General features: G+C 70.9%; 22 protein-coding genes and 1 riboswitch. Of the genes, 16 read left to right on the top strand and 6 right to left on the bottom strand.

Annotated features, from left to right (window positions below; translation table 11 throughout):
* Positions 1 to 10: 10 nt before the first annotated feature.
* Positions 11 to 1459, bottom strand: coding sequence for an aminotransferase class V-fold PLP-dependent enzyme (locus FNH09_RS10720; protein ID WP_162468387.1), 1449 nt, complete (start codon positions 1457 to 1459; stop codon positions 11 to 13).
* 680 nt (positions 1460 to 2139) lie between these two features.
* Here FNH09_RS10720 and ctaC point away from each other — a divergent pair.
* The 4 genes from ctaC to FNH09_RS10695 all read left to right on the top strand — a co-directional run bounded on the left by ctaC (position 2140) and on the right by FNH09_RS10695 (position 6654).
* A complete protein-coding gene (gene ctaC, locus FNH09_RS10710) occupies positions 2140 to 3105 on the top strand; it encodes an aa3-type cytochrome oxidase subunit II (RefSeq protein ID WP_162468386.1) in 966 nt (321 codons plus the stop codon).
* Complete coding sequence (ctaD, locus tag FNH09_RS10705; RefSeq protein ID WP_162468385.1) at positions 3102 to 4835, top strand: aa3-type cytochrome oxidase subunit I; 1734 nt, start codon at positions 3102 to 3104, stop codon at positions 4833 to 4835. The genes ctaC and ctaD overlap by 4 nt, the downstream gene beginning before the upstream one ends.
* On the top strand, positions 4832 to 5230 hold the full coding sequence (locus FNH09_RS10700) for an aa3-type cytochrome oxidase subunit IV (protein WP_162468384.1): 399 nt from the start codon (positions 4832 to 4834) through the stop codon (positions 5228 to 5230). Before ctaD ends, FNH09_RS10700 begins: the two co-directional genes overlap by 4 nt.
* 149 nt (positions 5231 to 5379) lie before the next feature.
* Positions 5380 to 6654 (top strand): L,D-transpeptidase, encoded by a 1275-nt coding sequence (locus FNH09_RS10695; protein WP_152886522.1) that lies wholly within the window; start codon positions 5380 to 5382, stop codon positions 6652 to 6654.
* Between the two features lie 127 nt (positions 6655 to 6781).
* On the opposite strand, the gene FNH09_RS10690 is transcribed toward FNH09_RS10695, so the two are convergent.
* Positions 6782 to 7183, bottom strand: a complete 402-nt coding sequence (locus FNH09_RS10690) for a response regulator (RefSeq protein ID WP_152886521.1) — start codon at positions 7181 to 7183, stop codon at positions 6782 to 6784.
* A 178-nt stretch (positions 7184 to 7361) separates the two neighbouring features.
* On the opposite strand from FNH09_RS10690, the gene ctaE reads away from it, so the two are divergent.
* From ctaE to FNH09_RS10660, 6 genes are all read left to right on the top strand, one after another.
* Positions 7362 to 7982: an aa3-type cytochrome oxidase subunit III gene (gene ctaE / locus FNH09_RS10685; RefSeq protein WP_152886520.1), complete on the top strand. Its 621-nt coding sequence runs from the start codon at positions 7362 to 7364 to the stop codon at positions 7980 to 7982.
* Between the two features lie 65 nt (positions 7983 to 8047).
* Positions 8048 to 8860 (top strand): cytochrome bc1 complex diheme cytochrome c subunit, encoded by an 813-nt coding sequence (qcrC, locus tag FNH09_RS10680; protein ID WP_162468383.1) that lies wholly within the window; start codon positions 8048 to 8050, stop codon positions 8858 to 8860.
* Positions 8857 to 9915, top strand: a complete 1059-nt coding sequence (gene qcrA / locus FNH09_RS10675; RefSeq protein ID WP_152886519.1) for a cytochrome bc1 complex Rieske iron-sulfur subunit — start codon at positions 8857 to 8859, stop codon at positions 9913 to 9915. Before qcrC ends, qcrA begins: the two co-directional genes overlap by 4 nt.
* Positions 9912 to 11549, top strand: coding sequence for a cytochrome bc1 complex cytochrome b subunit (qcrB, locus tag FNH09_RS10670; protein ID WP_152886518.1), 1638 nt, complete (start codon positions 9912 to 9914; stop codon positions 11547 to 11549). The genes qcrA and qcrB overlap by 4 nt, the downstream gene beginning before the upstream one ends.
* A 121-nt stretch (positions 11550 to 11670) precedes the next feature.
* A complete protein-coding gene (gene trpD, locus FNH09_RS10665) occupies positions 11671 to 12735 on the top strand; it encodes an anthranilate phosphoribosyltransferase (RefSeq protein ID WP_152886517.1) in 1065 nt (354 codons plus the stop codon).
* 155 nt (positions 12736 to 12890) lie between these two features.
* Positions 12891 to 13007, top strand: a riboswitch (SAM riboswitch).
* A gap of 180 nt (positions 13008 to 13187) precedes the next feature.
* Positions 13188 to 14549: an aminotransferase class V-fold PLP-dependent enzyme gene (locus FNH09_RS10660; protein ID WP_152886516.1), complete on the top strand. Its 1362-nt coding sequence runs from the start codon at positions 13188 to 13190 to the stop codon at positions 14547 to 14549.
* 81 nt (positions 14550 to 14630) lie between these two features.
* Here the strand turns inward: FNH09_RS10660 and FNH09_RS10655 are convergent, their stop codons facing one another.
* Together FNH09_RS10655 and FNH09_RS10650 are read right to left on the bottom strand one after the other, a co-directional pair.
* On the bottom strand, positions 14631 to 14912 hold the full coding sequence (locus FNH09_RS10655; RefSeq protein ID WP_162468382.1) for an Lrp/AsnC ligand binding domain-containing protein: 282 nt from the start codon (positions 14910 to 14912) through the stop codon (positions 14631 to 14633).
* Between the two features lie 83 nt (positions 14913 to 14995).
* On the bottom strand, positions 14996 to 15724 hold the full coding sequence (locus FNH09_RS10650; protein ID WP_152886515.1) for a rhomboid family intramembrane serine protease: 729 nt from the start codon (positions 15722 to 15724) through the stop codon (positions 14996 to 14998).
* A gap of 163 nt (positions 15725 to 15887) precedes the next feature.
* Between FNH09_RS10650 and FNH09_RS10645 the strand changes: the two genes are divergently transcribed.
* The 5 genes from FNH09_RS10645 (at position 15888) to FNH09_RS10625 (ending at position 21260) form a co-directional block, all read left to right on the top strand.
* Entirely contained in the window at positions 15888 to 16127 is a 240-nt protein-coding gene (locus FNH09_RS10645) for a hypothetical protein (protein WP_152886514.1), read from the top strand.
* A gap of 32 nt (positions 16128 to 16159) precedes the next feature.
* The gene (locus FNH09_RS10640) at positions 16160 to 17503 is read left to right on the top strand and encodes an NYN domain-containing protein (RefSeq protein ID WP_152886513.1); all 1344 of its coding nucleotides are present in this window, start codon (positions 16160 to 16162) and stop codon (positions 17501 to 17503) included.
* Between the two features lie 210 nt (positions 17504 to 17713).
* Positions 17714 to 18748 carry an NlpC/P60 family protein gene (locus FNH09_RS10635; protein ID WP_162468381.1) on the top strand — a complete coding sequence of 345 codons (1035 nt, stop codon included), beginning with the start codon at positions 17714 to 17716 and terminating at the stop codon, positions 18746 to 18748.
* 269 nt (positions 18749 to 19017) lie between these two features.
* Positions 19018 to 20040, top strand: coding sequence for an NlpC/P60 family protein (locus FNH09_RS10630; protein WP_162468380.1), 1023 nt, complete (start codon positions 19018 to 19020; stop codon positions 20038 to 20040).
* Positions 20041 to 20069: 29 nt separating this feature from the next.
* On the top strand, positions 20070 to 21260 hold the full coding sequence (locus FNH09_RS10625) for a hypothetical protein (RefSeq protein ID WP_152886511.1): 1191 nt from the start codon (positions 20070 to 20072) through the stop codon (positions 21258 to 21260).
* Here the strand turns inward: FNH09_RS10625 and FNH09_RS10620 are convergent.
* Positions 21217 to 21783, bottom strand: a complete 567-nt coding sequence (locus FNH09_RS10620; protein WP_152886510.1) for a PadR family transcriptional regulator — start codon at positions 21781 to 21783, stop codon at positions 21217 to 21219. The genes FNH09_RS10625 and FNH09_RS10620 overlap by 44 nt on opposite strands.
* A 131-nt stretch (positions 21784 to 21914) precedes the next feature.
* Here FNH09_RS10620 and FNH09_RS10615 point away from each other — a divergent pair, with 131 nt between their 5' ends.
* Complete coding sequence (locus tag FNH09_RS10615) at positions 21915 to 23240, top strand: MATE family efflux transporter (RefSeq protein ID WP_162468379.1); 1326 nt, start codon at positions 21915 to 21917, stop codon at positions 23238 to 23240.
* Here FNH09_RS10615 and FNH09_RS10610 read toward each other — a convergent pair.
* The gene (locus FNH09_RS10610; RefSeq protein ID WP_152886508.1) at positions 23201 to 24475 is read right to left on the bottom strand and encodes a glycosyltransferase 87 family protein; all 1275 of its coding nucleotides are present in this window, start codon (positions 24473 to 24475) and stop codon (positions 23201 to 23203) included. The two genes, FNH09_RS10615 and FNH09_RS10610, sit on opposite strands and share 40 nt — an antisense overlap.
* Between the last annotated feature and the right edge of the window lie 61 nt (positions 24476 to 24536).

Genomic DNA, 24536 nt, shown 5'->3' with positions numbered 1-24536 from the left:
CCCGTCCCGGTCAGGACACCCGGCGGACCACATAGGCCGAGCCGTGGTCCGCCGGTTCCTCGCCGACGTACTCCTGCCCCCGCATCTCGCACCACGCCGGGATGTCGAGTCGGGCCGCCTCGTCGTCGGAGAGCACCCGGACCGTGCCGCCCACCGGCACGTCGCCGAAGACCTTCGCCAGCTCGATCACGGGGATCGGGCACCGCTTGCCCAGCGCGTCGACCACCAGCGCGTCGCCCTGCGGTGTGCCGACCACCCGAGCGTCGCCCTGCGGCGCCGCCGCGTCCACGACCGCCGGCGCGGCGGGTGCGACGGACGCGGCAGGCGCGGCAGGCGCGCCGAGCTTCTCGCGCACCGCCGCCACCGTGCCAGGCAGCACCGACAGGAACCGCTCGACGTCCTCGGCCGACGCGCCGTACGGCAGCGACACCCGGACGTTGCCCTCGCTCAGCACCCCCATCGCCCTGAGCACATGGCTCGGCGTCAGCGTGCTGCTCGTGCAGGACGACCCGGACGACACGGAGAAGCCCTCCCGGTCCAAGGCGTGCAGCAGGGTCTCCCCATCGACATAGAGACACGAGAACGTGACGATCCCGGGCAGCCGCCGCACCGGATCGCCGACCACCTCCACATCGGGGACGAGCGACGGCACCCGCGTGCGGATCCGTTCCGTCAGCTCCCGCAGCCGCACCGCCTCCTGCTCCGCCTCGGCGCGCACCGCCCGCAGCGAGGCCGCGGCCGCCACGATCGCGGGAATGTTCTCGAAGCCGGCCGCCCGCCCCGACTCGCGCTCGTCGACCGGGCCTTGGGCGGCGAACCGCACCCCCTTGCGGACCACCAGCAGTCCGACCCCGGACGGGCCGCCCCACTTGTGCGCACTGCCCGTCAGCACCGACCAGCCGCCCGGCACCCGGCCCCAGCCCAGCGACTGCGCGCCGTCCACCAGCAGCGGGACCCCGGCTTCCCGGCACAGCTCGGCCACCGCCGACACCGGCTGCTCGGTGCCCACCTCGTGGTTGGCCGACTGAAGACAGGCCAGCGCGGTGTCCGGCCGCAGGGCCTCGCCGTACGACCCGGCGGTCGCCTCGCCGGTCCGCAGCACCGGCACCCGGGTCACCGAGCCGCCCGCCGCCTCGTGCGCCTCGGCCGAATGGAGTACCGAAGAATGTTCGACCTCCGACACGATCAGGTGGTTTCCCACGCGGCGTCGGCCCGTCAGCACCCCCGCGATCCCCGCGTGCACCGCCCGGGTGCCGGAGGGGGTGAACGTCAACTCGTCCGGGCGGCAGCCGACGGCGTCGGCCGCCGCCTCCCGCGCCGCGTCCAGCAACAACCGCGCCCGCCGCCCCTCCCGGTACAGCCGAGCGGGGTCGGCCCACCCCTCGTCGAGGGAGGCCGCCAGGGCCTGGCGGGCAACGGGGTGCAGGGGAGCGGCCGATGCGGCATCGAAGTAGGACACACCGCAACGCTAAGCGCCCCGGCCGCGCGCGCCGAACCGCCCGCGTAGCCGGGTCACGCCCTCGGCCGTCCTCACCCCTCGGGCGCACCCGACCGGGCGGCGTCCCGAATCTCCGTCAGGAGACAGTCGCAGCAGGACAACCCACCGTTCCTCAGGACTGAGCGGAGGTGAGCCCATTCAGCCGCACGCCCCGAACGGTCTTGGGCGGACTGGTCCCCGGCGTACTCAACCCCGGGGCGGCGACACGCGTCATGTGCGTGGTCCGGTCCCGGGCGGCCGGTTCCCCGCACGACCTGGCCGGACGGGTGCGGCCAGAGGCGACGGGGAGGCCCCGAACCATCTCTCCGGTGGAGCGGGGGCCCCGCACGCCGACGCCGCACCTGACGTCCCGGATCGTGCAATCACGCTAGCCCGGTCGGCCCAGGAGACCGTTGGTCCGCGAGCCGACTGTCACGCGAACGAGCTAATTCGACCTCGTGTGCACCATCTGGTGAGCAGTTGCCAACCCCCTTCAGGGGGACCGGCGGCGCGTTGGCCACCCTCCCCGCGCGACCCCAAAACGCGTCCAGTAGGGTTTGGTCCGCATAAACATCCAAACCCCTGCCCGACGCAGGGCGGCGACCGACCAGCGAGAAGGCCGCAGCCGAACAGCGCGGGCGAGACTCTCGGGAAGGCGCTACGTGAGTCCCAACGGCTCCGACCGCTCGCCGCGGCGCCCGATGCGGCGGAAGCTGCTGCAGGCAATGACTGCGGGCCTGGTCCTGGCGACAGCCACTGGTTGCTCGTACAACTGGGAAGACTTCCCCCGCCTTGGTATGCCCACCCCGGTCACAGACGAGGCTCCGCGGATCCTCTCCCTCTGGCAGGGCTCGTGGGCGGCCGCGCTCGCCACCGGCGTGCTGGTCTGGGGCCTGATCCTGTGGGCGACCATGTTCCACCGGCGCAGCCGGACCAAGGTCGAGGTTCCTCCGCAGACCCGGTACAACATGCCGATCGAGGCCCTGTACACAGTGGTCCCGATCATCATCGTCTCGGTGCTGTTCTACTTCACCGCCCGTGACGAGTCGAAGCTCCTCAGCCTCGACAAGAAGCCCGACGTCACTGTGAACGTCGTCGGCTTCCAGTGGAGCTGGGGCTTCAACTACATCGAGAACGTCGACGGTTCCACCGGTGACGCGAAGACCGACAAGAACCTGGCCGCCATCCCGGACCGGTTCAAGGCGGAGTTCCCGGCGAACGCCGGCGGCGTCTACGACGTCGGCACGCCCGGCACGCGCAACCCGCAGACGGGCAACCCCGGTCCCACGCTGTGGCTGCCGAAGGGCGAGACCGTCCGCTTCGTCCTGACCTCGCGTGACGTCATCCACTCCTTCTGGGTGGTGCCGTTCCTGATGAAGATGGACGTCATCCCCGGTCACACGAACTCCTTCCAGGTGACGCCCAACCAAGAGGGCACCTTCATGGGCAAGTGTGCCGAGCTCTGCGGCGTCGACCACTCCCGGATGCTGTTCAACGTGAAGGTCGTCTCCCCCGAGCGTTACCAGCAGCACCTCAAGGACCTCGCCAAGAAGGGGCAGACCGGTTACGTTCCCGCCGGCATCGCGCAGACGAGCCACGAGAAGAACCGGGAGACGAACAACCTGTGAGCATCGTCAACGAACCTCAGGGCGCCGCGGCGGCCGGAGCCTCGTACTACGAGGACGAACTGCCCGTACGGCGCAAGCAGCCCGGAAACGTCGTGATCAAGTGGCTCACCACCACTGACCACAAGACGATCGGCACGCTCTATCTGGCCACGTCCTTCGCGTTCTTCTGCATCGGTGGCGTCATGGCGCTGCTCATGCGTGCGGAGCTGGCCCGGCCTGGTCTGCAGATCATGTCGAACGAGCAGTTCAACCAGGCGTTCACGATGCACGGCACGATCATGCTGCTGATGTTCGCGACGCCGCTGTTCGCCGGCTTCACGAACTGGATCATGCCGCTCCAGATCGGTGCTCCGGACGTCGCGTTCCCGCGACTGAACATGTTCGCCTACTGGCTCTACCTGTTCGGCTCGCTGATCGCGGTGGGTGGCTTCCTCACCCCGCAGGGCGCGGCCGACTTCGGCTGGTTCGCCTACTCCCCGCTGTCGGACGCGGTCCGCAGCCCGGGTGTCGGCGCCGACATGTGGATCATGGGTCTGGCCTTCTCCGGCTTCGGCACCATCCTCGGCGCGGTCAACTTCATCACCACGATCATCTGCATGCGTGCGCCCGGCATGACCATGTTCCGCATGCCGATCTTCGTGTGGAACGTGCTGCTGACGGCCGTCCTGGTCCTGCTGGCCTTCCCCGTCCTCGCCGCCGCGCTGTTCGCGCTGGAGGCGGATCGGAAATTCGGGGCACACGTCTTCGACGCGGCCAACGGCGGAGCCTTGCTCTGGCAACACCTCTTCTGGTTCTTCGGCCATCCAGAGGTGTACATCATCGCGCTGCCGTTCTTCGGCATCATCAGTGAGATCATCCCGGTCTTCTCCCGCAAGCCGATGTTCGGCTACATGGGCCTGATCGCCGCGACGATCGCGATCGCCGGTCTGTCCGTGACGGTGTGGGCCCACCACATGTACGTCACCGGCGGAGTGCTGCTGCCGTTCTTCTCCTTCATGACGTTCCTCATCGCCGTTCCGACCGGCGTGAAGTTCTTCAACTGGATCGGCACGATGTGGAAGGGGTCGCTGAGCTTCGAGACCCCGATGCTGTGGGCGGTCGGCTTCCTGATCACCTTCACCTTCGGTGGTCTGACCGGTGTCATCCTGGCGTCGCCGCCGATGGACTTCCACGTCTCGGACTCGTACTTCGTGGTGGCGCACTTCCACTACGTCGTGTTCGGCACGGTCGTCTTCGCGATGTTCGCCGGCTTCCACTTCTGGTGGCCGAAGTTCACCGGCAAGATGCTCGACGAGCGCCTCGGCAAGATCACCTTCTGGACGCTGTTCGTCGGCTTCCACGGCACCTTCCTGGTCCAGCACTGGCTGGGTGCCGAGGGCATGCCCCGTCGTTACGCCGACTACCTGGCGGCCGACGGCTTCACCGCCCTGAACACGGTGTCCACGATCAGCTCGTTCGTCCTCGGCCTGTCGATCCTTCCGTTCTTCTACAACGTGTGGAAGACCGCCAAGTACGGCAAGCCGGTCGGCGTGGACGACCCGTGGGGCTACGGCCGCTCGCTGGAGTGGGCGACGTCCTGCCCGCCGCCGCGCCACAACTTCCTCACCCTGCCGCGGATCCGCAGCGAATCCCCGGCGTTCGACCTGCACCACCCTGAGATCGCCGCGCTCGAGCTGGAGCACGCCGCGCACGGTGGCGCCATCACGGGCGGCAAGGAGGCCGGCAAGTGAAGATCCAGGGCAAGATGTTCATGTGGCTGAGCGTCTTCGTCCTCGCCATGGCGGTCGTCTATGGCGTGTGGTCGAAGGAGCCGGCCGGTACCACGGCGCTCTTCCTGGCCTTCGGCCTGTGCATCATGATCGGCTTCTACCTGGGCTTCACCGCCCGGCGGGTCGACGCGGGTGCGCAGGACAACAAGGAGGCGGACGTCGCGGACGACGCCGGCGAGCTGGGCTTCTTCAGCCCGCACAGCTGGCAGCCGCTGTCCCTGGCCGTCGGCGGTGCCCTGGCCTTCCTGGGCGTCGCGATGGGCTGGTGGCTGCTGTACTTCTCGGCTCCGCTGATCCTGCTGGGCCTGTGGGGCTGGGTCTTCGAGTACTACCGCGGTGAGAACCGCACCCAGTGAGCCGTGCTGACCCCAGGTCAGCCGCTGTACCACCCGGGAGCCCGGATCCTCCGCCAGGAGGCTCCGGGCTCCTGCGTTTGCCGGATGCCGCATCGCTCTTAAGGCCTACTCAACGCGCCGGTGCCGACGAAGCTTCCTAGCGTGATGCCATGAGCCTTTCACCCCGCCCTCGCACCACCGTCGGCTGCGCGCTGCTGGTGATCGCCCTCTGCGCGGGCGTCACCGCCTGCGGCGCGGACGGAAACCCGCTCTCCGGCCGGCCCTACGACGCGGACCCGGAGATCGCCTTCAACGCCCCGACGGAGACCGGGAAGAAGGCCGACCCGGACAAGCCCCTGGAGGTCACCGCCGAGGACTCCGACGGGCGCCTGACGGACGTCACGGCCATCGACGCGACGGGCCGCTACGTGGCGGGCGAACTGGCCGCGGACGGCAGCCGCTGGCACAGCACGGCGCCGCTCGCCGCCGACACCCGCTACACGGTGCGGGTGAGCACCGAGGACGACGACGGGGCGCCCGGCCGCAAGGTCCTCAGCTTCGAGACCGGCCGGCCTTCCGCCAAGGCCGGTAAGAACCTGGAGGTCCTCTTCACCCCCACGTCGGGCCTGTACGGGGTCGGCCAGCCGGTCGTCGCCCAACTCAGCATGCCCGTCAAGGACAAGAGTCAACGGGCCGTCGTGGAAAGCGCCCTGAAGGTGGACTCCACGCCCGCGGTGGAGGGCTCCTGGTTCTGGGTGAACGACAAGGAACTGCACTACCGCCCCAAGGACTACTGGCCCGCCCACGCGACCATCCAGGTGCACAGCAACCTGGCGGGCATGCGCATCAACGACAAGCTGCGGGGCGGCCGGGCGGTCGCCCCCCTGAAGCTCACCACGGGCGACCGGATCGTGGCCGTCACGGACGTCGCGGCGCACCAGTTGACGGTCTACAAGAACGACCGGCCGATCAACCGGATCCCGGTGACCGCCGGCCGGCCCGGCTTCGAGACCCGCAACGGTGTCAAGGTCATCCTGGAGAAGCAGCACGTCGTACGTATGCGCGGGATCACGATCGGCATCGAGGAGGGCACCTCGGACTCCTTCGACCTGCCCGTCTACTACGCCTCGCGCGTCACCTGGAGCGGCGAGTACGTGCACGCCGCCCCCTGGTCGGTGGACTCCCAGGGCTCCGAGAACGTCAGCCACGGCTGCGTCGGCATGAGCAACAGCAACGCTCAGTGGTTCTTCAACACCGTCCACGTGGGTGACATCGTCCAGGTCGTCAACTCCAACGGCCACCAGATGGAGCCGTTCGGGAACGGTTTCGGCGACTGGAACGTCACCTGGGACAAGTGGCGCTCCGGCAGCGCGCTGTCGGGCGGCACCGCCCCGAAGAGCCCCCGGCCCCAGGACACGGCGCGGCTGCGTCCGACGCCGGTGTGACCCGCCGGGGGCACCGGGACCGGCCGTCACCCGGCCGGGGAACGGAGGGGGCGTGAGGGGCCGTCAGGGACCGGCCGTCACCGGCCGACCGGATCTCGCCCCGTAGGGAACCCCACGCCCCGTCCGGCTACGCGCTCAGCAGCCTCTTGCGGCGCAGCAGAGCGGCCAGCGACCCCGCGAACTCCACCGGGTCCACCGGGAGCGTCACAGCGGCGTCGGCGCGGCTCCAGGTGGCCAGCCAGGCGTCCTGCGGCCGCGCGATGAGCAGCAGCACCGGCGGGCACTCGAAGACCTCGTCCTTGATCTGCCGGCACAGGCCCATGCCGCCCATCGGCACGGCCTCGCCGTCGAACACGCAGACGTCGATGCCGCCCCGGTCCATCTCGGTCAGCACCGCGGCAGGCGTGGCGCACTCCACGAACTCGACCGCGGGCACGTCCGGAGCGGGCCGGCGTCCGGCCGCGAGCCGCACCTGTTCGCGGGTGTTGGAATCGTCGCTGTAGACCAGCACCGTGGCGGTCGGCTGCATGTTTCCTCCGAGACGTCAGCGTCGTACGGACAGAACCGGTGCGGCGGATGCTACTCCCTTGAACAGGCTGTCAACACCTGTTGGAACACCGCTTCGATGGGCCATACGGGCACTACACACGCTGGGAACACTCCGAACGGCACCCCCCGGAGTGAGGGCGGGATAAGGGACCGACATAATGTCGGTCGTGGCGACAGCAACGACAGTAGAAACCGGGCACGCGCACCCGTCGGTCAACCGGCCGAACCTCGTCAGCGTCGGAACCATCATCTGGTTGAGTTCCGAGCTGATGTTCTTCGCGGCCCTCTTCGCGATGTACTTCACCCTGCGATCGGTGACGGGTCCCGACCACTGGAAGGAAATGGCGTCCGCCCTGAACTTCCCGTTCTCGGCGACGAACACCACGATCCTGGTGCTCTCCTCCCTCACCTGCCAGCTCGGCGTCTTCGCCGCCGAGCGGGGTGACGTGAAGAAGCTCCGGGGCTGGTTCATCATCACCTTCATCATGGGTGCGATCTTCATCGGCGGTCAGATCTACGAGTACACCGAGCTGGTGAAGAAGGACGGGCTCTCGCTCTCCTCCGACCCGTACGGCTCGGTGTTCTACCTGACCACCGGCTTCCACGGCATGCACGTGACGGGCGGCCTGATCGCTTTCCTGTTCGTCCTCGGCAGGACGTACGCGGCCAAGAGGTTCACCCATGAACAGGCGACCGCGGCCATCGTCGTGTCCTACTACTGGCACTTCGTCGATGTCGTCTGGATCGGCCTCTTCGCCACGATCTACATGATCAAGTAGCCGGGCCCGATCCCGCGCACCTTCCAGAAGCATCGACGCAGAAGATCCTGACACCGGGGTAATCCGTGAAAAAGCTCTCCGCACGACGACGCCATCCGCTGGCGGCGGTCGTCGTCCTACTCCTCGCGCTGGCGGCCACTGGGGGGCTGTACGCCGCGTTCGCGCCCGCGAGCAAGGCGCAGGCCGATGAAACCTCCCAGTCCCTCGCCATCGACGAGGGCAAGAAGCTCTACGCCGTAGGCTGCGCCAGCTGCCACGGCACCGGCGGTCAGGGCAGCTCCGACGGTCCGAGCCTGGTCGGCGTGGGCGCCGCGGCCGTCGACTTCCAGGTCGGCACCGGCCGTATGCCTGCTGCGACCTCCCAGGGTCCGCAGGTGGTGAAGAAGAAGAACATCTACAGCCAGGCCCAGATCGACCAGCTCGCGACCTACATCGCGTCGCTGGGCGCCGGCCCGAACGTCCCGACCTCGGCCCAGTACGGCCCCGAGGGCGCGGACATCGCCAAGGGCGGCGAGCTCTTCCGCACCAACTGCGCGCAGTGCCACAACTTCACCGGCAAGGGCGGTGCCCTCACGGAGGGCAAGTTCGCGCCGGACCTGGAGGGTGTGGACCCGAAGCACATCTACGAGGCCATGCAGACCGGCCCGCAGAACATGCCTTCGTTCCCCGACACCACTCTGTCGGAGCAGAACAAGAAGGACATCATCGCGTACCTGAACGCGGTCAACAGCGATGAGACGGTGAACCCCGGCGGTCTCGAACTGGGCGGCCTCGGGCCGGTCAGCGAGGGTCTGTTCGCGTGGATCTTCGGTCTCGGCGCGCTGGTCGCGGTCGCCGTCTGGGTCGCCGCTCGGACCGCAAAGGCCAAGAAGTCATGAGTAGCCAAGACATTCCAGAAGAGAACCTGCCCGCTGAGCAGGGCCACGCGCACGGCGCCGTGGACGTCGCGGACGAGCAGAACCCGTTCGCCGACCCGGGGCTGCCGCCCCACGAGCACCGGATCCAGGACATCGACGAGCGGGCCGCCAAGCGGTCCGAGCGTACGGTCGCCTTCCTGTTCACGCTGTCGATGCTGGCCACCGTCGGCTTCATCGCGTCGTACGTGACGATCCCGCCGGACAGGTCGATCTTCGTGTTCCCGATCGGTCACATCAGCGCGCTGAACTTCGCGCTGGGTCTGACCCTGGGCGCGGCGCTGTTCTGCATCGGCGCGGGCGCGGTCCACTGGGCCCGCACCCTGATGTCCGACGTGGAGGTCGCCGACGAGCGTCACCCGATCCAGGCGTCCCCCGAGGTCCGCGCGAAGGTCTTCGCGGACTTCAAGGAAGGCGCCACGGAGTCCGCGCTCGGCCGTCGCAAGCTGATCCGCAACACGATGTTCGGTGCGCTGGCGCTGTTCCCGCTCTCCGGCGTCGTGCTCCTGCGCGACCTCGGTCCGCTGCCCGAGGACAAGATGCGCCACACGGCGTGGTCCAAGGGCAAGCTCCTCGTCAACATGAACACGAACCAGCCGCTGCGCGCTTCGGACGTGGCCGTCGGTTCGCTCACCTTCGTCAAGCCCGAGGGCCTGGAGGAGACGGACGAGGAGTTCCAGAACGAGATCGCCAAGGCGGCCGTGATGATCGTGCGGCTCCAGCCGGACGACATCAAGGACAAGCAAGAGCTCGAGTGGTCGCACGACGGCATCGTCGCGTACTCGAAGATCTGCACCCACGTCGGTTGCCCGATCTCCCTGTACGAGCAGCAGACGCACCACGTGCTCTGCCCCTGCCACCAGTCCACCTTCGACCTGTCCGACGGCGCCCGGGTGATCTTCGGTCCCGCCGGTCACGCCCTGCCGCAGCTGCGCATCGGCGTGAACCCCGAGGGCTACCTCGAGGCGCTCGGCGACTTCGCAGAGCCCGTCGGTCCTGCCTTCTGGGAGCGCGGATGAGCACTACGACCACCACCGAGTCCCGCTCTCGCGGGAAGGCGCCGGCCGGCGAGCGGATCGCCGACTGGGCCGACGGCCGGCTGGGGATCTACTCCCTGGCCAAGGCCAACATGCGCAAGATCTTCCCCGACCACTGGTCGTTCATGCTGGGTGAGGTCTGCCTCTACAGCTTCCTGATCATCATCCTCACGGGTGTGTATCTGACGCTGTTCTTCCACCCCTCGATGAACGAGGTGGTGTACCACGGCAGCTACGTCCCGCTCCAGGGACAGCTGATGTCCGAGGCGTTCAGCTCGACCCTGCACATCTCCTTCGAGGTGCGCGGTGGTCTGCTCATCCGGCAGATCCACCACTGGGCGGCGCTGATCTTCCTCGCCGGCATGTTCGTGCACATGATGCGCGTGTTCTTCACCGGCGCGTTCCGCAAGCCGCGTGAGATCAACTGGCTGTTCGGCTTCCTGCTGTTCGTCCTGGGCATGTTCACCGGCTTCACCGGTTACTCGCTCCCGGACGACCTGCTCTCCGGCACCGGTGTCCGCTTCACCGAGGGCGCGATCCTGTCCATGCCGATCGTCGGCACGTACATCTCGTTCTTCCTCTTCGGCGGGGAGTTCCCGGGCCACGACTTCGTGGCGCGGTTCTACTCGATCCACATCCTGCTGCTGCCGGGCATCATGCTCGGCCTGGTCGTGGGCCACCTGATCCTGGTCTTCTACCACAAGCACACGCAGTTCGCGGGCCCCGGCAAGAGCAACAAGAACGTCGTCGGCATGCCGCTGCTGCCGGTCTACATGGCCAAGGCCGGAGGCTTCTTCTTCCTGGTCTTCGGTGCCATCGCGGCCATCGCGGCGATCGCGCAGATCAACCCGATCTGGGCCATCGGCCCCTACCGTCCGGACCAGGTGTCGACCGGCGCCCAGCCCGACTGGTACATGGGCTTCGCCGAGGGCCTGATCCGCTACATGCCGGGCTGGGAGATCAACCTCTGGGGCCACACGCTGGTCCTGGGCGTGTTCATCCCGCTGGTCCTGTTCGGTGTCGTGCTCGCCGCGCTCGCGCTCTACCCGTTCATCGAGTCCTGGATCACCGGCGACAAGCGCGAGCACCACATCCTGGACCGCCCGCGCAACGCGCCCACCCGTACGGCTCTGGGTGTCGCCTGGGTCACGATGTACATGATCACGCTGGTCGGCGGTGGCAACGACCTGTGGGCCACCCACTTCCACCTGTCGATCAACTCGATCACCTGGTTCGTCCGGATCTTCTTCTTCGTCGGACCGGTCATCGCGTACATCGTCACCAAGCGGATCTGCCTCGGCCTCCAGCGCCGGGACCGGGACAAGGTGCTGCACGGTCGCGAGACCGGCACCATCAAGCGCCTGCCGCACGGTGAGTTCGTCGAGATCCACGAGCCGCTCAGCCAGGAGCAGCTGCACACCCTCACCGCGCACGAGCAGTACCAGCCGCTCGAACTCGGCCCGACGGTCGACGAGAACGGTGTCGAGCGCAAGCTGAAGGGCTCGCAGAAGCTGCGCGCCAAGATCAGCAAGGCGTACTTCGACGAGGACAGCCAGATCGAGAAGCCGACTGTCGACGAGTACAAGGAGATCACGAGCGGCCACGGCCACCACTGATCGCTGCGCTCGCCACGCGCACACAAGGACCCCGTCCGGTCTTCGGACGGGGTCCTTCGCCGTGTCCGGTGCTGGATAGGCTGTAGGCAGTCTGTACGTGTCTACGAACCAGGAGCGGCTGATGAGCGCTGTGACCCCCGCTGGAGGCGACACCGCGGCGGGCCGTTCCTGGCCCGCGGTACTGAACGGTCTGCTGGAGGGCCGCGACCAGAGCGCCGAGAGCACCGCCTGGGCGATGGACCGGATCATGCGCGGCGAGGCCACCGACGCGCAGATCGCCGGGTTCGCGGTGGCGCTGCGGGCCAAGGGCGAGACCGTCCAGGAGATCACGGGACTGGTCGAGGCGATGTACGCGCACGCCAACGTGATCCAGGTGCCGGGCGACACCGTCGACATCGTGGGCACCGGCGGCGACGGCGCGAAGACGGTGAACATCTCCACGATGTCCTCGATCGTCATCGCGGGCACCGGTGCCAAGGTCGTCAAGCACGGCAACCGGGCCGCCTCGTCGGCTTCGGGCGCCTCGGACGTCCTGGAGAAGCTCGGGGTCAACCTCGAACTGACCCCGAAGCGGGTGGCGGAGGTCGCCGAGGAGGCCGGGATCACCTTCTGCTTCGCGGTGAAGTTCCACCCGGCGCTGCGCCATGTGGCGGCCGCCCGCGGCCAGTTGGGCATCCGGACGGTGTTCAACTTCCTGGGCCCGCTGACCAACCCGGCGAAGGTGCGCGCCCAGGCGGTCGGCGTCGCCGATCCCCGGGTGGCGCCGATCATCGCGGGTGTCTTCGCCGAGCGCGGCAACTCCTCGCTGGTGTTCCGCGGCGACGACGGCCTGGACGAGCTGACCACGACCGCCACCTCCCGGGTGTGGGTCGTGCGCGACGGCAAGGTGACCGAGGAGGCCTTCGACCCGCGGGACGTCGGCATCGAACCGGTGCCGGTGGAGGCGCTGCGCGGCGCCGACGCGTCGTACAACGCGGATGTCGCGCGCCGGCTGCTGAACGGCGAGGGCGGCCCGGTGCGGGACGCCGTGCTGCTGAACTCCGCGGCTGCGCTGGTGGCGCTGCGGCCGGGCTCCGGGACGCTGGCCGAGCAGCTGCGCGCCGGCATGGACCGGGCGGCGGAGTCGATCGACTCCGGCGCGGCCCGGCGGACGCTGGAGCGCTGGGTGGCCGTCAGCAACGCCTGATCCGCCCTCCCCGGCCGCGCACGGCGCGGCCGGGCGGGGCGATGCGGGGCGATGCGGGGCGATGCGGGGCCCGTCCGACGAGACAGGCCCTGGGCCCGGTCCAGGATGCGGACCGCGCCTTGCGCTTCGAAGCCCGTGTGGCAGGATGACGAACAGGTCATGAGTGACAGTCATGAGGCCCCGGCCGACTGTCCGGCAACCCTCCGTCCGTGGCGGGGTGCCCCGGGTGAGGACCAGGTCGTAGGCAGCGAGGTCTACGGCAAGCGCGGACCCCTCGACGGCTCGTGAACGAGCCCAGCACCAGGGGTCCTGGTCATCGAGGGAGCCTTCCGTGAGCAAGCGAATGCGCTAGGGCGTCGAGCCCCGCCTCCGCACACCCCTTTTTCTTGTCTCCGCGCTCGAGCCCATGCGCTCGCGTGGTGATTCCGCCTTGCCGCTCACGGGAGTTCCCCATGTCCGTCTCCACCGCTGCCTCCACCCAGACCGTTTGTGCCCCGCTGGCCGTTCTGGGGCGGGATGTCACCGTTCCGCTCGTCACGGGCGGCGAAGTCACCTATGCCGCGCTCGACTACGCGGCCAGCGCCCCCGCCCTCCAGCGCGTCTGGGACGACGTGGCGGCGTACGCCCCGTACTACGGCAGCGTCCACCGCGGCGCCGGCTACCTCTCGCAGCTGTCCACGGACCTCTTCGAGAACGCCCGCCGCACGGTCGCGGAGTTCCTCGACTGCCGTACCGGCGACCAGGTGGTCTTCACCCGGTCCACCACCGACTCCCTCAACCTGCTGGCGGGCGCGCTCCCGGCCGGCTGCGAGGTCTTCGTGTTCGAGACCGAGCACCACGCCTCGCTGCTGCCCTGGAAGGACGCCCGGGTCACCTACCTCGACGCCCCGCGCACCCCGCGGCAGGCCGTCGAGACCCTGGAGCGCGCCCTGGCCGACCGCGACCCGTACGGCCCGGCCCTGGTCTGCGTCACCGGCGCCTCGAACGTCACCGGCGAGCTGTGGCCGGTCCGCGAGCTGGCGGCGGCGGCCCACGCGCACGGTGCCCGGATCGTCCTGGACGCCGCCCAGCTGGCCCCGCACCACCCGGTCTCGGTCCGTGACCTCGACGTCGACTGGGTCGCCTTCTCCGGCCACAAGCTGTACGCGCCGTTCGGGTCCGGGGTCCTGGCCGGCCGGGCCGACTGGCTGCGCGAGGCCGAGCCGTACCTCGCCGGCGGCGGCGCGAGCCGCCGGGTCACCCGGCGCGCGGACGGCGGAGTGGACGTGGAGTGGCACGACAGCGCCGCCCGCCACGAGGCAGGATCGCCGAACGTGATCGGCGCCTACTCCATCGCCTCCGCCTGCAAGGCCCTCACCGAGGCGGGCTTCGACGCGCTCGTCGCCCGTGAGCTGCACCTGATCGACACCGTCCGGGCGGGCCTCGCCGAGGTGCCCGAGGTGCGGATCCTCTCCCTCTTCGGCGACGACGCCCCGCGCGTCGGGGTGATCTCCTTCGTGGTGGAGGGCTGGAACAGCTCCCACTTCGCCGCCGCCCTCTCCGCCGAGTACGGCATCGGCGTGCGCGACGGCCTCTTCTGCGCCCACCCGCTGGTGCGCACCCTGCTGGGCAGCGACCCGGGCAGCCAGGGCGAGTGCGGCGCCCCCGAGGCCGCGCCGGGCGAGAAGTCCCTCAACGCCATCCGGGTGAGCTTCGGCGCGGGAACGCCGGACGAGCACGTGGAGCGCTTCGTGACCGCGGTGCGGGAACTGGTCAGGGACGGCGCGAAGTGGCGCTACCGGACCGAGGACGGCCGGTGCGTGCCCGCGGTCTGACCGGGCCCGTGCGCGGCGCCGTCGTGGCCGAGAGGCGCGGGGAACCGTGAGCTCGGCCCCCGCCGACCCGCGGGGAAGGGCTCAGCTGTCCAGCCCGATCGCGAACGCCGCTTCCAGGTCGTGCTGGGAGTAGGTGCGGAACGCGACGTGCGTGTCCGTGCCCTCGACGCCGGGGATCTTGCTGATCCGGCCCGGGATGACCTCCGCCAGGTCCTCGTGCCGGGTCACCCGCACCATCGCGATCAGGTCGTAGGTGCCGGTGACGGAGAAGACCTCGCTGACGGAGTCCAGCGCGGCGATCGATTCCGCGATCTCGGGGATCCGGTCCACGCTGGTCTTGATAAGGACGATCGCGGTGATCACGGTTGGTTCTCTCTCTCGGCCGGGGCCCTCACTCTATGACGTGATCCCGGACCCACCAAGGCCGTGGCGGCCGGTCGGGCCGGTCAGCCGCCGTCGCTCGGCGCGGGCCTGACCCGCCGGGCCGGGCCGCGGCTGCGGCCGAACCGCAACCACGCGTACCCGAAGCCCGCGCCGAAGCCCACCAGGTGGGCCAGATAGGCCACCCCCGGGCCCTGGGTGGCCCGGCCCGCCGCCACCCACTGCAAGGTCGCCCAGAAGGGCAGCACGATCCACGCGGGGAAGCGCACCGGCAGGAAGAACAGGAACGGCAGCAGGCTGGTCACCCGCGCCCTGGGGAACAGGTACAGGAACGCCCCGAGGACCGCCGAGATCGCCCCGGAGGCGCCGACCAGCGACTGTTCGGAGCCGGCGTTGGCGGCCGCGTAGCCGAGCAGCGCCAGGTAGCCGCAGCCGACGTAGAAGAGGGAGAACTCCACGCGGCCCATCCGTTCCTCGGTCATCGCCCCGAAGACGTAGAGGAACAGCATGTTGCCGAGGAGGTGGACCCAGCTGCCGTGGACGAACAGGGCGCTGGCGGGCGTCAGGGCCTGCCCGGGGGCGTCCTGGAACAACTCGGCCGGGACCACGCCCCAGTGGCGGAAGTAGGCCCGCTGGGCGGCCGCCAGCGCGGCGCCGGTGCCGTACCCGGGATTGAAGCCGGAGGCCGGGCCGATCAGGAAGACCAGGCAGCACAGGGCGATCAGCCCGTGCGTCACGGGCGCCGACGGCTTCCGGATCGCGCTGCCCGTGGTTCCGTTCCAGTCGCTGATCATGAACACAGAGCATGACGTACGGGGACGCATCGGGACAGACCGCCTCGCCGCCGTGGATGGGTGGGCGGCGAGGACCCGCCAGGCCGTAGGGTTACGAGCCACATGTTCCGGGGAGAGCCCGGTGCATCACGGACAATGGACAGAAGGAAGGCGAACAGCCCTGATGACGGTTCCCCTGCCGACCGCCTCGACACGGTGGCGCTGCACCCTCTGCGGCAATCTGACGCGTTTCGACGTGACCCGCTCGTCGAAGGTGGTGGAGTACGTCCATCTCGATCTCGCCGGTCAGCCGAACGTCGAGGAGCGCGAGGTGGTCAGTGAGACCATCGAGTCGGTGCGCTGCCGCTGGTGCAACGCCGTCGACCAGGTGGAACTCGTGGACAGGCCGGGCGCCGGCTCCTGACGGGAGCGGCCGCAGATATTGAGGTGTGACGGATGGTGGAGACCGCAGGCGGGGGGCCGGGCGACGGCGCCGCCGAGGTGCTCGACCGTCCGCTGCCCGACGGGGTGCGGCGCCGGGTCGTGCAGATCGTCTCGGACGGATTCGGCGGGCTGATCCTGACCGAACTGCCCGCCCAGTTGCGGCAGTACGCCCGGTTCGCCCCGAATCGCCGGGCCAAGTTCGCGGGCAACGCGATGGCCGCGGCGCTGGAGACGGACGCGGTCTTCCGGCAGCGCATCGCCGAGAAGTTCCGAGAGGCGCAGCCCGAACTGGCCGGCGCCCTCGACTCCGGTTCGCCGCCCCCGGCCGCGGACCCCTTGGACGTGGCGGCCGCGGCCTATGTGCTGCGGCCGGTCGGCTGGGTGAAGCTGGTGGCCGCGGCCGGCGAGGAGGCGCTGCGCGCCGACGCCGAGCGGGCCGACGAGGAGAGCCGGGCCGAGCTGGAACGGCTGCGCGAGGAGCTCGACCGGGCCCGTGAGCACGGCCGGACCGAGACCGAGCGGCTGCGGACCGAACTGGACGCCTCCAGGCGCGAGGCCGAGTCGCTGCACCGCAAGCTGCGTTCGGCCCTCAGTGACGTCAAGCGCGGCGAGGCGGCGCTGCGCAAGGTGCACGGCGAGACCGAGGCCGCGCGGGCCGAGGCGCAGGCGCAGGTGTCCGCCGTCGAGAGCGAGTCCCGGCGGTTGAAGGCGCGCCTGGGCGAGGCGGAGGCGGCCCTGGAGGCCACCCGCAAGGCGGCCCGCGAGGGGCGCAGCGTCGAGGACATGCGGGTGCGGCTGCTGCTGGACACCGTGCTCGACGCGGCCCAGGGGCTGCGCCGGGAGCTGGCGCTGCCGCCGGTGTCGGTGCGGCCCGCGGAGACCGTGGACGCGGTCGAGCCCGGCCGGATGACCCCGAAGGACATCGCCAATCGCGCGCTGTCCGAGCACGATCCGGCGATCCTCGACCAGTTGCTCGCGCTGCCCCAGGCGCATCTGGTCGTCGACGGCTACAACGTCACCAAGACCGGCTATCCCCAGATGCCGCTGGAGAAGCAGCGGCTGCGGCTGCTCGGGCAGCTCTCGCAGCTCGCCGCGCAGACCGGCGCCGAGGTCACCTGTGTCTTCGACGGCGCCGAACTGGTCGCGCCGGTGCTGCTCGCGCCGCCGCGCGGGGTGCGGGTGCTGTTCTCCAAGCCGGGTGTCACCGCCGACGAGCTGATCCGTCAGCTGGTGCGGGCCGAGCCTCCGGGCCGGCCGGTCATCGTCGCCTCGACCGACCGCGAGGTCGCCGACGGGGTGGCCCGGGCGGGGGCGCGGCCGGTGGCTTCGGCGGTCCTTCTCAAGCGCCTGTCCTGAACGTCAAGTTCCGGAACCAATGCCCGAATTGACGGAGTCGTCACGCAACGTAGCGTCAAGCGGAAATCACTGCACGTGAGTTGCCGGTAAAGGATGCGGTGCGTAACCGGGATTTTTCGCCGGAGGATTTGAACTGATCACAGGAACATCACTAAGGTCAGGTTTCGAATCTCCGTACGTCTTCTCACTCAGAAGAAGGAGCTCGTCTCCGTGGCGTCCCACCGTCGACCGAAGCAGCCGAGTCGTGCACGCGTGACCGTGCTGACCACCGCAGCCGCAGCCGCCGTGGTGCTGAGCGCCCAGGGCGCCAACGCCGCGCCGAGCGAGAAGCCCACCAAGGACGAGGTCAAGTCCAAGGTCGACAAGCTCTACGAAGAGGCGGAGCAGGCCACCGAGAAGTACAACGGGGCCAAGGAGAAGCAGGAGAAGCTCCAGAAGGAGATCTCCACCATCCAGGACAACGTCGCGCGCGGTCAGGGCGACCTGAACGAGCTGCGCGACAGCATGGGCCTGGCGGCCGCGGCCCAGTACCGCACCGGGTCCATAGACTCCTCGCTCCAGCTCTTCCTGTCGGCCGACCCGGACGACTACCTCGACAAGGCCTCCACGCTCGACCAGTTGAGCGGCCAGCAGGTCGAGGCGCTGAAGAAGATCCAGGAGAAGCAGCGCGAGCTCGCCCAGGAGCGCGCCGAGGCCTCCGACAAGCTCAAGGACCTGGCCTCCACCCGTACGGAGCTGGGCAAGAAGAAGCAGGAAGTCCAGGCCAAGCTGGCCGAGGCGCAGAAGCTCCTCAACACGCTGACGGCCAAGGAGAAGGCCGCCCTCGCCGCGGCCGACGCGCGCGCCAGCCGCTCCGCCAGCGCCCGGGTCGACCTGGGCAACGAGACCAGCGCCTCCGGCCGGGCCGCCGCCGCGTTCTCCGCCGCGCAGAGCAGGATCGGCTCGCCCTACGTCTACGGCGCCACCGGCCCGTCCTCCTTCGACTGCTCGGGTCTGACCTCCTGGGCCTACGCCCAGGCCGGCGTCTCCATCCCGCGCACCTCGCAGGCCCAGGCCAACGCCGGTACGCGCATCTACTCGCAGAGCGACCTCCAGGTCGGCGACCTCGTCATCTTCTACGGCGACCAGCACCACGTCGGCCTGTACGCGGGCAACGGCCAGGTGCTGCACGCCCCCCGCACCGGCACCGTCGTGCGCTACGAGGCGATCGGCAACATGCCGTTCCAGTTCGGCGTCCGCATCTGACCCCGAGCCCCGAGCCCCGTCGGGAACGGGCGGCGCAGCGCTGATCGGGACCGCCCGAACGAGCGAATTGCGACACCGCCAAGTGAACCCACGCCCCGCCGATGACCTGCGTCAGCGGCGGGGCGTCGCGTTGTGCGCCCGTCGACGCCTTTGGCCGCCGCCCCGCGACGGGGCTACTGTCTGGCGCGTTTCCCCACACCGCCGTGGCACGTCCGCCCCCGGGTCGGGGAAGCGGTCCTCGTCCGCCAGCGGAAGGAGTGCGGTTTCCCGTGGGGTCCCATCGCCGCCTTGCACCGTCCGGGTTCGACCGGGGTGCCTGCGCAGCCCTCAGTGTCCTGTCTGCCGCCACGGCCGCCACGGCGGCCATCGGCGCCGTACCGGCGACGGCCGCACCGCGCGAAGGCACCCGGGCCGAGGTGGACCGCCTCTACGAGGAGGCCGAGCGGGCGACCGAGGCCTTCGACAGGGCCGACGAGCGCGCCGGTCTCCTGCGTACCGAGGTGGGTCACGCCCGGGACCGGATCGCGCGGCAGCAGGACCGGGTCAACTCCCTGCGCCAGACGCTCGGTTCGCTGGCCGGGGCGCAGTACCGTTCCGGCGGGCTCGATCCGTCCCTGGCCCTGCTGCTCTCCGACGACCCGTCGGACTACCTCGACCGGGCCTCCGTACTGGACCGCATCTCCACCCGTCAGGCCGACGAGCTGACCGAACTGCGCTCGGCCCTGCGCGAGCTCTCCCAGGAGCGCGCGGACGCGACCTCGCAGCTGGCCGAGCTGGAGCGCAGCCGCCGGGCGGTGGCGACGCACAAGCGGACCGTCGAGAAGAAGCTCGCCCGGGCCCGGCGGCTGCTCAACTCCCTGCCGCTCCAGGAGCGTCTGGCCTTCGGTCAGGCCTCCCGCTCCGGCCTGACGGACCTGGCCGGGTTCGGCTCGGCCGAGGCGGCCACCGGCCGTGCGGCGTTCGCCGTCGCCGCCGCCCGCTCCGCGCTGGGCCGCCCCTATGTCTGGGGCGCCAACGGACCCGGCGGCTTCGACTGCTCGGGCCTGATGCAGTGGGCGTACGCGCGGGCGGGGGTGCAGCTGCCGCGCACCTCGCAGGCCCAGCGGTTCGCCGGGCAGCAGATCCCGCTCTCCCAGGCCCGGCCCGGGGACCTGGTCGTCTACCGGTCCGACGCCAGTCATGTCGGGATGTACGTGGGCCACGGCCAGGTGATCCACGCCCCCTACCCCGGGGCCCCGGTGCGCTACGACCCGGTGGGCATGATGCCGATCTCGTCGGTCACCCGGGTCTGACGCCGGGCGGGCCCCGTACGATCGGGGGAATGGCTGGTCGAAGGCGGGCGATGGGATCCGCGGCCGCGGGGCTGTGTCTGCTGCTCGTCTCCCTGGTGGGGTGCGGCGGGCGGCCCGCGGCCGACGGGGTGCGCGCCGACGCGCAGCGGCTGCTGGACGCACGGGCGGCCGCGGTCCTGCGCCACGACGAGCCCGCCTACCGCGCCACCGGGACCCGGGCCGGATTCGCCGCGGTGCGGGCGGTGCCGCTCGCGGCCTGGTCCTACCGGGTCACCGCCGTGCACCGCGACGGGAACACGGCCGTGGTGGACGCCGCGCTCGGCTATCGCGTCCGCGGGTACGACACGGTGCCGGTCACCACCTCCCGCGTGCTCGGGCTGACGCGCGACGCCCGGGGGCGGTGGCGGGTGACCTCGGACCGGCCCGCGCAGCGGACCGCGCAGCAGCTGTGGGACCAGGGCGCGGTGAGCGTGGTGCGCGGTGCGCACAGCCTGGTGCTGGGCGCCGGGCAGTCCGAGGGCACGCTGCGCTCCTTCGCCGCGCTCGCCGACCGCGCGGTGCCGGCCGCGTCACGGGCGTGGGGCGCCGACTGGAGCGGGCACGTCGTGGTGCTCGTACCGAAGTCGCTGGCGGGCATGGCGGGGCTGCTCGCCTCGCCCGCCTCCGCCTACCGCGGGATCGCGGCGGTCACCACGGGAGAGACCGGCGGGTCGGGCCGGGCGCCCGCGGACCGGATCATCGTCAACCCCGAGGCGTACGGGATGCTCGGCTCGCTCGGCAGGCAGGTCGTGCTCACCCACGAGACCACCCATGTCGCCACCCGCGCCCACACGGGCGCCGCCACCCCGCTGTGGCTGTCCGAGGGGTACGCCGACTGGGTCGGCTACCGCGGCACCGGGCGCACCGCGGCCCAGATCGCGCCGGAGCTGGCCCGCGCGGTGGCCGACGGGCGGATCCCGGCGGCGCTGCCCACGGACAAGGACTTCGGCTTCACCGGGGACCCGGACGGGCTCGCGCGGGCGTACGAGGGCGGCTGGCTGGCCTGCCGGCTGATCGCCGACCACTGGGGCGAGGCCCGGCTCGGCGCGTTCTACCGGGCCGTGGGCGCGCACCGGCAGCGGGCGGGGGCGGTCGAGGACGCGCTGGCGAAGGTGCTCGGGACGACCCCGCAGCAGTTCACCGCGCTGTGGCGGGAGGCTCTGCGCACGCGCCTGGGCTGAGCGTGTCGAGGTGGGCGACGGCCTCGGCGAGCCACCCGCGCTCCGCCTCGCCCGTGGCCCGGGCCACCCGCAGCATGCCCTGCCGGAACAGGTCGTCCGTCTGCTCCGCCCGCACCGGCTGCCCGTCGCGGTAGAAGAAGCTCGCGGGCGTGTTCAGGAACTCCAGTCGGCGGCGCAGCACCGCGGCCTGCTCCGCGGGGTCGGGCAGGTGCCGCAGGAACGCCAGGACCGTGTTGAAGCGCACCTGGTCGGTGATCTCCGCCTGCCGGGGGTGCCGCAGCCGTTCCAGCAGGTCCTCGCGGCCGCGCTCGGTGAGGGACAGCATCCGGCGCGGGGCCGCGCCCGCGCCCTCGGCCGTGTGCTGGTCGAGCTTGCCCGCGGTCACCAGGCGGGTGATCGCGGGGTAGAGCGCGCCGTCGCTGACCGGGCGGACATGGCCGCTGAGGGCGGTGATGCGCTCCTTGAGTTCATAGCCGTGCAGGGGCTCCTCGGCCAGGAACCCGAGGATCGACAGCTCCAGCATCAGGTGCGGTCCCTTCTCCGGTCTCGTCCCGCGCGCTTTCCGTCTTGTGGGCCTCGGATCGTCATGGTACCTCTTATCGAGTTACCTCGTTTCGAGGTAACTCGATAAGAGGTACCAGGGGGAATCGCATCGTGAACGAACACCGCGCACAGCTCGTCCGGCTCGCCCGTCCCGTCTACCTCTCGCTGCTGGCCTCCGTCGCCGCCGGGATCATCAACACCGTCTGGGTCTCCCGGCTCGGCGGCCCGGCCGTGGCCGCCGTCGCCGTGGCCACCAACACCGAGAACGTGCTCCTCGGCGTGGCCCTGGTCTTCGGCTCCGGTACGACCGTGCTGGTCGCCCACGCCAGGGGAGCCCGCGACCCGGCCGCGCTGCGGGCCGCGGTACGCGGTGGCTGGGCCGTGTGCGCACTGGTCACGCCCACCGTCCTGACCTGCTGCTTCCTGCTGCGCGCACCGCTGGCCCGGCTGGTCCTGGGCGGCGCCGACAGCGCCGCGGTCCCCCTCGCCGTCGCCTACTTCGCCGTCTCGCTGCCGGGCATGGCCGTCTTCTTCGCCCAGAACCTCGTCGACGGCATCCTCAAGGGCACCGGCGACACCAGGACCCCGATGCGGCTCGCCCTGCTCGCCAACGGCCTGATCCTGCTCTGCGACCCGCCGCTCATCCACCTCTACGGCGTCCGGGGCGCCGCCGTCTCCACCGTGCTGTGCCGAGGCGTGGCCCTCGCGGCGGGACTGCGGGCGCTGCGCCGCAACGCGCTGCTGCGCGGCGCGGCACGGGTGCGTCCCGCCGAGCCGACCGTCGCCGCGCTGCGCCGGACCCTGACCACCGGGCTGCCGATGTCGGCGGACTTCACCGTGCGCCAGGGCGGCGCGCTGGTGCTGGTCGCGATCGTGGCCCGGCTCGGCGTGACCGCCGTGGCCGCGTACGCGATCGCCTACAAGGTCATGTACGTCGCGACCATGGCCTTCTACGCGGTACGCCAGGCCGCCTCGATCCACACCGCGCACACCCGCGGCGCGGGCCGGGACGCCCGGCGGGCCATCGGCCGGCAGGCCGTGCTGGTCTCCGGGACGGCGGCCCTGGCCGCGGCCGTCCTGCTGGGCCTGGCCGCCCCCTGGGTCATGGCCGCCTTCGGCGCCGGGCCCGAGGTCGCCCGTGCCGGGGTGCTGTTCCTGCGCTGCGTCGGGCCCTACCTGCTGCTGACGGGCTGCTTCATCGCGCTCGGCGGGGTCTTCGAGGGCAGCGGGGGAGCACCGACCCTGCTGCGGGTGACCGTGCTCGGCACCGCGGTCCAACTGCCGCTCGCCCTCGCCCTGTCCGGCCTCGGACTGCCCGGCGTCTGCCTGGCGCTGGCGCTGTCCATGACCGTGCAGTGCGCGGCGCTGGCCCTGACGGCCGCCCGCGCGGCCCGCCGTCAGGAGGAGACCGGGGTCCCGTTGGTGCGGGCCGCCTGAGCCGGGAAGGACGCCCCGCCCCTGCGGGGCACCGTCGAGCGCCACAGCCGTACGGCCGCGACGACCGTCGCGGCCACCAGCAGCCCGTTGCGCACGAACAGCAGGGTGAGGCCCGTCGCGTCGCTCGACACGACATGGTCGAAGCCGAGGGGGAACTCCAGCACCGTCACGGGCGTCGCCGCCAGGACCAGGGCGGCCGGCGGCCGCATCCGGGTGTCGCGGTGGCACAGGCAGACCGCCGCGACCCCGACCAGCCACACCAGGTACTGCGGGCTGATCACCCGGCTGGTGACGACGAACAGCAGCACCGCCACCAGCGCCGCGTCCGGGAGCGTGTGCGGCCGGAAGCGGGTGGCCATCAGACGCCACAGCAGCAGCCAGCCGAAGGCCGCCCCGGTCAGGGCCAGCGCCGCCGTGCTGACGAGGTCCACGTACGGGCCGAGGAACTCCACCGAGCCGTAGTTGAGCAGCACCTGGCCGCTCCAGCCGAAGTGCCGGGCCACATGGAAGACCAGCGAGCCCAGCGACTCCACCTCGGTCCCGCGGTTGCGCTGGAAGGCCAGGAACGCGAACGCGCCGGGCATGGCCAGGGCGGCCACCAGGGACACCCCGGCCGCCGTCACCGCCGCCGCCACCCACGCCCGGCGCCGTACGGCACCCACCAGCAGCAGCGCCGGCCACACCTTCACCAGCGCCCCGAAGCCCGCCAGCGCGCCCATCAGCCGGGGGTGCCGGGTGCCCGCGAGCAGCGAGGCCACCGCCACGGCGGTCACCATCACGTCGTAGCGGGCGTAGAGCGTCGGCCCGAGCAGCGCCGCGCCCGCCACCCACGCCCAGGCGCCGAGCGGCGAGCGGCGGGCGCGCGGGCCGGCGTAGCGCAACAGCAGCAGGACCAGCAGGTCGGCCAGGACGGCGAGGGCGAAGAAGGCGTTCGGGTAGGACAGGAACGGCAGCAGCCCGGGGGAGAGGACGGCCAGCGCGGCGGCGGGCGGGTACTGCCAGGTGACGTCGGAGAGCGGGAAGGTGCCGTGCCGCAGCACCTCGTACCAGCCCTGGTAGATCACGGACACGTCGCTGGTGACGTCCGGCCCCGGGAAGACGAACACCTTGAGCACGAACAGCAGCAGCGGCAGCCTGGTCGCCGCCCAGACGCCCAGCAGCCAGACCGGGGACCGCCCCGCGCCAGTGTCCACCTGTGCCCCTGTCCCGTCCGCCTGCCCTGCCGACGAGCACATGATGACCTGCCGGGCTGTGCGAGGGCCATGAAGCACGGCCGCGGTCGGCCGTTCGGACACG

Origin of the sequence: Streptomyces adustus (genome assembly GCF_009377175.1) — a bacterium.
Classification (GTDB): Bacteria; Actinomycetota; Actinomycetes; order Streptomycetales; family Streptomycetaceae; genus Streptomyces; species Streptomyces adustus.
The sequence above is the reverse complement of the archived record's forward strand: the minus strand, read 5'-3'. Positions and strand labels throughout refer to the sequence as shown.

Coding starts and splice junctions, on each gene's coding strand:
- FNH09_RS10650 (WP_152886515.1), bottom strand. CDS start 15,724: ATGATCAGCGACTGGAACGGAACCACGGGCAGCGCGATCCGGAAGCCG.
- FNH09_RS10610 (WP_152886508.1), bottom strand. CDS start 24,475: ATGTGCTCGTCGGCAGGGCAGGCGGACGGGACAGGGGCACAGGTGGAC.
- qcrB (WP_152886518.1), top strand. CDS start 9,912: ATGAGCACTACGACCACCACCGAGTCCCGCTCTCGCGGGAAGGCGCCG.
- FNH09_RS10620 (WP_152886510.1), bottom strand. CDS start 21,783: ATGCTGGAGCTGTCGATCCTCGGGTTCCTGGCCGAGGAGCCCCTGCAC.
- FNH09_RS10625 (WP_152886511.1), top strand. CDS start 20,070: ATGGCTGGTCGAAGGCGGGCGATGGGATCCGCGGCCGCGGGGCTGTGT.
- qcrA (WP_152886519.1), top strand. CDS start 8,857: ATGAGTAGCCAAGACATTCCAGAAGAGAACCTGCCCGCTGAGCAGGGC.
- FNH09_RS10690 (WP_152886521.1), bottom strand. CDS start 7,183: ATGCAGCCGACCGCCACGGTGCTGGTCTACAGCGACGATTCCAACACC.
- FNH09_RS10695 (WP_152886522.1), top strand. CDS start 5,380: ATGAGCCTTTCACCCCGCCCTCGCACCACCGTCGGCTGCGCGCTGCTG.
- FNH09_RS10645 (WP_152886514.1), top strand. CDS start 15,888: ATGACGGTTCCCCTGCCGACCGCCTCGACACGGTGGCGCTGCACCCTC.
- trpD (WP_152886517.1), top strand. CDS start 11,671: ATGAGCGCTGTGACCCCCGCTGGAGGCGACACCGCGGCGGGCCGTTCC.
- ctaE (WP_152886520.1), top strand. CDS start 7,362: ATGTCGGTCGTGGCGACAGCAACGACAGTAGAAACCGGGCACGCGCAC.
- FNH09_RS10660 (WP_152886516.1), top strand. CDS start 13,188: ATGTCCGTCTCCACCGCTGCCTCCACCCAGACCGTTTGTGCCCCGCTG.
- FNH09_RS10640 (WP_152886513.1), top strand. CDS start 16,160: ATGGTGGAGACCGCAGGCGGGGGGCCGGGCGACGGCGCCGCCGAGGTG.